Source organism: Streptomyces silaceus (assembly GCF_001419745.1).
Classification (GTDB): domain Bacteria; phylum Actinomycetota; class Actinomycetes; order Streptomycetales; family Streptomycetaceae; genus Streptomyces; species Streptomyces silaceus.
On the sequence record NZ_LIRJ01000556.1, the window covers coordinates 1 to 5709 of the forward strand.

The window sequence follows — 5709 nt, forward strand, 5'->3', positions numbered from 1 at the left end:
GGGTTCAGGGGGAGGGCGCGAGCGCCCTCCGGGCGGGCGTCAGCCCATGTGCGGGTAGCCGTACTCGGTCGGCGGGACCAGCGTCTCCTTGATGGCGCGGGTCAGCGTCCAGCGCTGCAGGTTCTGCGGGGCACCGGCCTTGTCGTTGGTGCCGGAGGCGCGGCCGCCGCCGAAGGGCTGCTGGCCGACGACGGCGCCGGTCGACTTGTCGTTGATGTAGAAGTTGCCCGCGGCGTAGCGGAGCTTCTCCATCGTGTACGCGGCGGCGGCGCGGTCGTTGGAGATGACCGAACCGGTGAGCGCGTAGTCGGAGGCCGACTCCATCTGCTCCAGCATGGCGTCGTACTGGTCGTCCTCGTAGACGTACACGGCGAGGAACGGGCCGAAGTACTCGGTCGTGAAGACCTCGTTGGCCGGGTCGGTGCACTCGACGACGGTCGGGCGCACGAAGTAGCCCTCGGAGTCGTCGTAGGTGCCACCGGCGATGATCGTGCAGGACGCGTCGGCCTTGGCGCGGTCGATGGCCGCCTTGTTCTTGGCGAACGCGCGCTCGTCGATGACGGCGCCGATGAAGTTCGACAGGTCGGTGACGTCACCCATCTTGATGCCGTCGACCTCGGCCGCGAACTCCTCCTTGAAGCCCGAGTTCCAGATGGAGGCCGGGATGTACGCGCGCGAGGTCGCGGAGCACTTCTGGCCCTGGTACTCGAAGGAGCCGCGGGTCAGCGCGGTCTTCAGGACGGCGCGGTCGGCGCTCGGGTGCGCGACGACGAAGTCCTTGCCGCCGGTCTCGCCGACCAGACGCGGGTAGGTGCGATAGTTCGCGATGTTCTCGCCGACCGTCTTCCACAGGTGCTGGAAGGTCGGGGTCGAGCCGGTGAAGTGGATGCCGGCCAGGTCGCGGTGGGTGAGGGCGACCTCGGAGACGGCGATGCCGTCACCCGTGACGAGGTTGATGACGCCCTTGGGCAGACCGGCCTCCTCCAGGAGCTGCATGAGCAGCACGGCGGCGTGCGTCTGCGTCGGGGACGGCTTCCACACCACGACGTTGCCCATCAGGGCCGGGGCGGTGGGGAGGTTGCCCGCGATGGCCGTGAAGTTGAACGGCGTGATCGCGTAGACGAAGCCCTCCAGCGGGCGGTGGTCCAGACGGTTCCAGACACCCGTGGCGTTCGCCGGGGGCTGCTCGGCGAGCAGGTCGCGGGCGTACTTCACGTTGAAGCGCCAGAAGTCGACGAGCTCGCAGGGCGTGTCGATCTCGGCCTGCTGGGCGGTCTTGGACTGGCCGAGCATCGTGGAGGCGGCCAGCGTCTCGCGCCAGGTGGTGGAGAGCAGCTCGGCGGCGCGCAGGATGATCGCGGCGCGGTCGTCGAAGGACATCGCGCGCCACGCCGGGGCGGCGGCCAGGGCGGCGTCGATCGCGTCCTGGGCGTCCTGCTGCGTGGCGCCGCGGCCGGTGCCGATGACGGCCTTGTGGTTGTGCGGCTGCACGACCTGGAAGGGCTCGCCGCCACCGAGGCGCTTGACGCCGCCGATGGTCATCGGCAGCTCGATGGGGTTCTCGGCGAGCTCCTTGAGCTTGGCCTCGAGGCGGGCGCGCTCCGGGGAGCCGGGGGCGTAACCGTGTACCGGCTCGTTGACCGGGGCGGGGACCTGGGTCACAGCGTCCATGAGTTCCGTATCTCCTTAAGAGGGTCGAGGGGTTGGGAGCTCAGCCCTTGGTTCAGTCCTTGGTGAGGATGGAGCGGGCGAAGAAGAGCAGGTTGGCGGGCTTCTCGGCGAGACGGCGCATGAAGTAGCCGTACCAGTCGGTGCCGTAGGCGGTGTAGACGCGCATGCGGTGGCCCTCGGCGGCGAGCCGCAGGTGCTCGTCGCTGCGGATGCCGTACAGCATCTGGAACTCGTACTCGTCCAGCTTGCGCCCCGCGCGCCGCGCGAGCTCCTGCGCGATGGAGATCAGGCGCGGGTCGTGGGACCCGATCATCGGGTACCCCTCGCCCTCCATGAGGATGCGCAGGATCCGGACGTACGCCTTGTCGATCTCGGCCTTGTCCTGGAAGGCGACCTCGGCGGGCTCCTTGTAGGCGCCCTTCACGATGCGCACGCGGCTGCCGTTGCCGGCCAGGCGCCGGGCGTCGGCCTCGGTGCGGAAGAGGTAGGCCTGGATGACGCAGCCGGTCTGCGGGAAGTCCTTCCGCAGTTCCTCGTGGATGGCGAACATCGAGTCGAGGGTGGTGTGGTCCTCGGCGTCCAGGGTGACCGTGGTGCCGATGGCGGCGGCGGCCTCGACGACCGGGCGGACGTTGGCGAGGGCCAGCTCGTGGCCGTTCTCCAGCGCCTGGCCGAACATCGACAGCTTCACGGACATCTCGGCCCTGGTGCCCAGGCCCAGGTCCTTCAGGCGCTCGATGAGCTCCAGGTAGGCGTCGCGGGCGGCGTGGGACTGCTCGACGGTGGTGATGTCCTCGCCCACCACGTCGAGGGTGACCTCCAGGCCCTTGTCGGCGGCGTCGACGATGATCGGGACGACCTGGTCGACGCTCTCGCCGGCGATGAACCGGGCGACGACCTGCTTGGTGCCGGGGGCCGCCGAGACGAAACGGCGCATCTTGTCGCTGCGCGACGCGGCGAGGATCACGGGACCCAGCACGGGGCACCTCCACGGGTGTACGAAAGCGGGTGCCCTACCGGCATAGCCCTACATAAGGGGAATGCGGCGGTACGGCACGGAGAACCACCGTGAAATTTAAGGATCCCTCCGATCGTGGGCCATCGACAGCTGTCACGCATCCGTGCCCTGGATCTCAGACAGATGTCTGAAGGATCGGGCGGGCTGCGCGAGAATGGTCATCGTGAAGGGCGATTACCAAGAACTGGTCGACGAGATCTCGGCGCTGCTGGGCGCCCCGGCGACCCTGGAGAACCGGGATTTCGAGCTGATCGCCTTCGGCGCGCACGACGGCGGGGGCGACGGCGACAGCGGCTTCGACGCGAGCGTCCTGGACCCGGTCAGGACCCGCTCGATCCTGACCCGCCGCTCCACGTCGGAGGTCCGCGCCTGGTTCGAGGGCTTCGGCATCACCCGCGCCACCGCCCCGGTCCGCATCCCGCCCACCCCGGAGGCGGGCGTCTACCGCGGAAGGATCTGCCTGCCGGTACGCCATCGGGGTTTCGCCCTCGGATACGTCTGGCTCCTGGACGGCGAGCCGGGGCCCGGCGAGCAGCAGCTGAGCGCCGCCATGGAGGTGGCCGCCAGGATCGGCGCGCTCCTCGCCGACGAGGCGCAGGCGGGTGCCGACCTGACCCGCGAGTTCCGCGCGGTCCTGACCGCCGAACGGGGGTGGCAGCGCGACATGGCGGTGGCCGCCCTGCGCACCGCCCTCGGCCCCCGGGGCGAGGGCCTGCACGCGGTGGTGTGCGTGGCCCCCTGGCGCTCGGCAGACCCGGACGACGCCCCGGCCGCCCGCACGGTGCCGGGCGCGGCGGCGGTGTGCACGGTGCCGTGGGGCACGACCGCGCAGTCCCTGGCGGCGCTGGTGCGGCTGCGCTCGGCCGACGCGCTGTCCCCCGCGCACACGGCCGCCTCCCGGCTGCTGGACGCGGCGCCGGGCGCCGCGGCCGGCATCGCCGGGGCCCGGCACGGCCTGGACGACCTGGGCGCCGCCTGGTGGGAGGCGTCGGGCGCGGCCCGCGCGGCGCTCGCCGAGCGGCGCTTCGGACCGGTGGCCCAGTGGTCGGACGTGGGCCCCTACCGGCTCCTGACCGCGCTGCCCCCGGAGGCCGCGCACGACCCGGTGGCCAAGGCGCTCCTGGGCCCCGCCCACCGCGAACTGGCGCGCACCGCCGAGGTGTTCCTCGACTGCGCGGGGCAGGCGGGCCGCACGGCGGCGGAGCTGGGCATCCACCGCCAGACGCTCTACTACCGCCTCTCGCGCGTGGAGCAGCTCACCGGACTCGACCTGGACGAGGGCGAGGACCGGCTGCTCCTGCACATGGTCCTGAAGTCGTCACGACTGTAAGGACCGCGCAACGAACGATTACGGCCATGATCGTGGGGCGGTACGGTTCTCCGCGTCCGAACATTCATCCCCCCACTTTGGGAGATCGAACACCTCATGAAGTTCAGGCTGTTGGCCCCCGCGGTCGCCTTCTCCGCCGTCGCTCTCGTCGGCACCACCCTGGCCACGGGCGGCACCGCCGTCGCCGCGACGAAGCCCGACTGCTCGCGGGGCATGTCCAACGTCCCCGCCAAGGAGACGGTGAAGCTGCGCACCCACCCCAAGACCAGCGCCACCGCGGTCGGCCAGTGGAACAAGGGCAAGAAGGGCTTCCTCTGCAACGACGGCGCGTCCTTCAAGGGCGGGTCGTACAACCTGTGCGGCAAGAAGAGCAACAAGTGGCTGTACGCGGCGCCGTACGGCACCAGCAAGAAGGGCTACGTCCCGGCCACGTGCATCAAGTGGTCGTAAGCACGGCACGTTGACACAAGGGAGGAACGCCTGGCGCCCCTCCCCCGGCCGGCGGCGAGCATCCCCTCGCCGCCGGCCCCTTTGATGCGGCCCGGTGTCCGACCGCGTCATCCGGCCAGGTGCCGGGCGAAGAACGCGCGTACGTGATGGCGCACGGCCGGGACCGAGACGGCCGGGGCGACACCGCCGACCAGCGCGAGCCGGTCCGCGGCGGGCATCAGTCCGGCCTCCTGCAGCTGGGGCGCCATGGCGGCGTAGTCCGTGAACACCCAGTGCGCGGCGTCCTCGACCTCCACCCGGCGGGCGAGCCCCCGCGACCGGGCGAGCACGGCCGACCACGCCCGCTCCATGTCCTTCCGGCCGGGAAAGCCGTCGGTGCCCAGGAGCAGCAGCGGCCGGTCGGTGCCGTGCCGGGCCACCGGGAACAGCGGCCCTTCCCGGCCGGGCGCCTCGGGCGCCTCGTCGAGGAAGCCCTCCATGGTCACCGCGGCGGCGACACGGCGGTCCTCGTCCATCGCCAGGGCCACGGCGGTGCCGCCCGCCGAGTGGCCGTAGAGACCCACGCGGCACGGGTCCAGCGCCCTGCCGAGCCACCGGGGCACCGGACGTCCGGCCGCGTCGGCAGGGCGCCCGGCCGCCGCCTCCGCCACCTGGTCCAGGACGAACCGCAGGTCCGCGACCCGGGTGTCGATCATGGTGCGGAACTGCCGTGCGTCCAGCCGGGGATCCGTACGGAAGACGGTCTCGCGGACCCGCTTCCTGCCCCGCATCGGGACGGGGAACTCCACCTCGCTGGTGTCGCCGGGATGGTCGACGGTCAGCACCACCCGGCCGTGGCTCGCCAGTTCCTCGGCGAGCCCGGTGCCGAGGGTGCGGGGGTCACCGCCGCCGGGGCTGTACAGGAGCACCGGCCACCGCCCGGCCCGCGCGGGGGCGTCCGGGTGGGAGTGGGTCGCGGTCGCCGCCCAGTCCACGCCGCTCGGGGGCAGGCGGTGCACCGACGCGTCGATCGCCCCGAACAGCCGCGCCGCCGCCCGGGTCATCTGCCGGGCGACGGGACGGCCCCGGACGTCTCGGGCCGGGTAGAACACCGTGACCATCAGCTCCCGTACGGGGATCCCGGGCGTCCACGGATCGCGCCGGGAGCGGTCGACCAGATAGAGGGTGGTGACGCCGGTCGGGTACGGGCCGGTCGGCGCCGGCAGGGTCAGGGTGAGGCCCGCGTCGGCCCCGGCTCCCC

Annotated in this window: 5 protein-coding genes; 2 read left to right on the top strand and 3 right to left on the bottom strand. The window is 72.0% G+C overall.

What is annotated here, in order from left to right:
• Window positions 1-39: 39 nt before the first annotated feature.
• A complete protein-coding gene (gene pruA / locus AOK22_RS36485) occupies window positions 40-1671 on the bottom strand; it encodes an L-glutamate gamma-semialdehyde dehydrogenase (protein WP_055702964.1) in 1632 nt (543 codons plus the stop codon).
• A 52-nt stretch (window positions 1672-1723) separates the two neighbouring features.
• Complete coding sequence (locus tag AOK22_RS36490; RefSeq protein WP_055702965.1) at window positions 1724-2650, bottom strand: proline dehydrogenase family protein; 927 nt, start codon at window positions 2648-2650, stop codon at window positions 1724-1726.
• Between the two features lie 193 nt (window positions 2651-2843).
• Here AOK22_RS36490 and AOK22_RS36495 point away from each other — a divergent pair, with 193 nt between their 5' ends.
• On the top strand, window positions 2844-4019 hold the full coding sequence (locus tag AOK22_RS36495; RefSeq protein WP_055702966.1) for a PucR family transcriptional regulator: 1176 nt from the start codon (window positions 2844-2846) through the stop codon (window positions 4017-4019).
• A gap of 96 nt (window positions 4020-4115) precedes the next feature.
• A complete protein-coding gene (locus AOK22_RS36500; RefSeq protein WP_055702967.1) occupies window positions 4116-4469 on the top strand; it encodes a hypothetical protein in 354 nt (117 codons plus the stop codon).
• Window positions 4470-4576: 107 nt separating this feature from the next.
• Here the strand turns inward: AOK22_RS36500 and AOK22_RS36505 are convergent, their stop codons facing one another.
• The gene (locus AOK22_RS36505) at window positions 4577-5680 is read right to left on the bottom strand and encodes an alpha/beta hydrolase family protein (protein WP_244165256.1); all 1104 of its coding nucleotides are present in this window, start codon (window positions 5678-5680) and stop codon (window positions 4577-4579) included.
• Between the last annotated feature and the right edge of the window lie 29 nt (window positions 5681-5709).

What these genes read in the sequence shown, in the direction of transcription:
- AOK22_RS36495 (WP_055702966.1), top strand. Translation starts at nt 2,844, where the DNA reads ATGGTCATCGTGAAGGGCGATTACCAAGAACTGGTCGACGAGATCTCG.
- AOK22_RS36500 (WP_055702967.1), top strand. Translation starts at nt 4,116, where the DNA reads ATGAAGTTCAGGCTGTTGGCCCCCGCGGTCGCCTTCTCCGCCGTCGCT.
- pruA (WP_055702964.1), bottom strand. Translation starts at nt 1,671, where the DNA reads ATGGACGCTGTGACCCAGGTCCCCGCCCCGGTCAACGAGCCGGTACAC.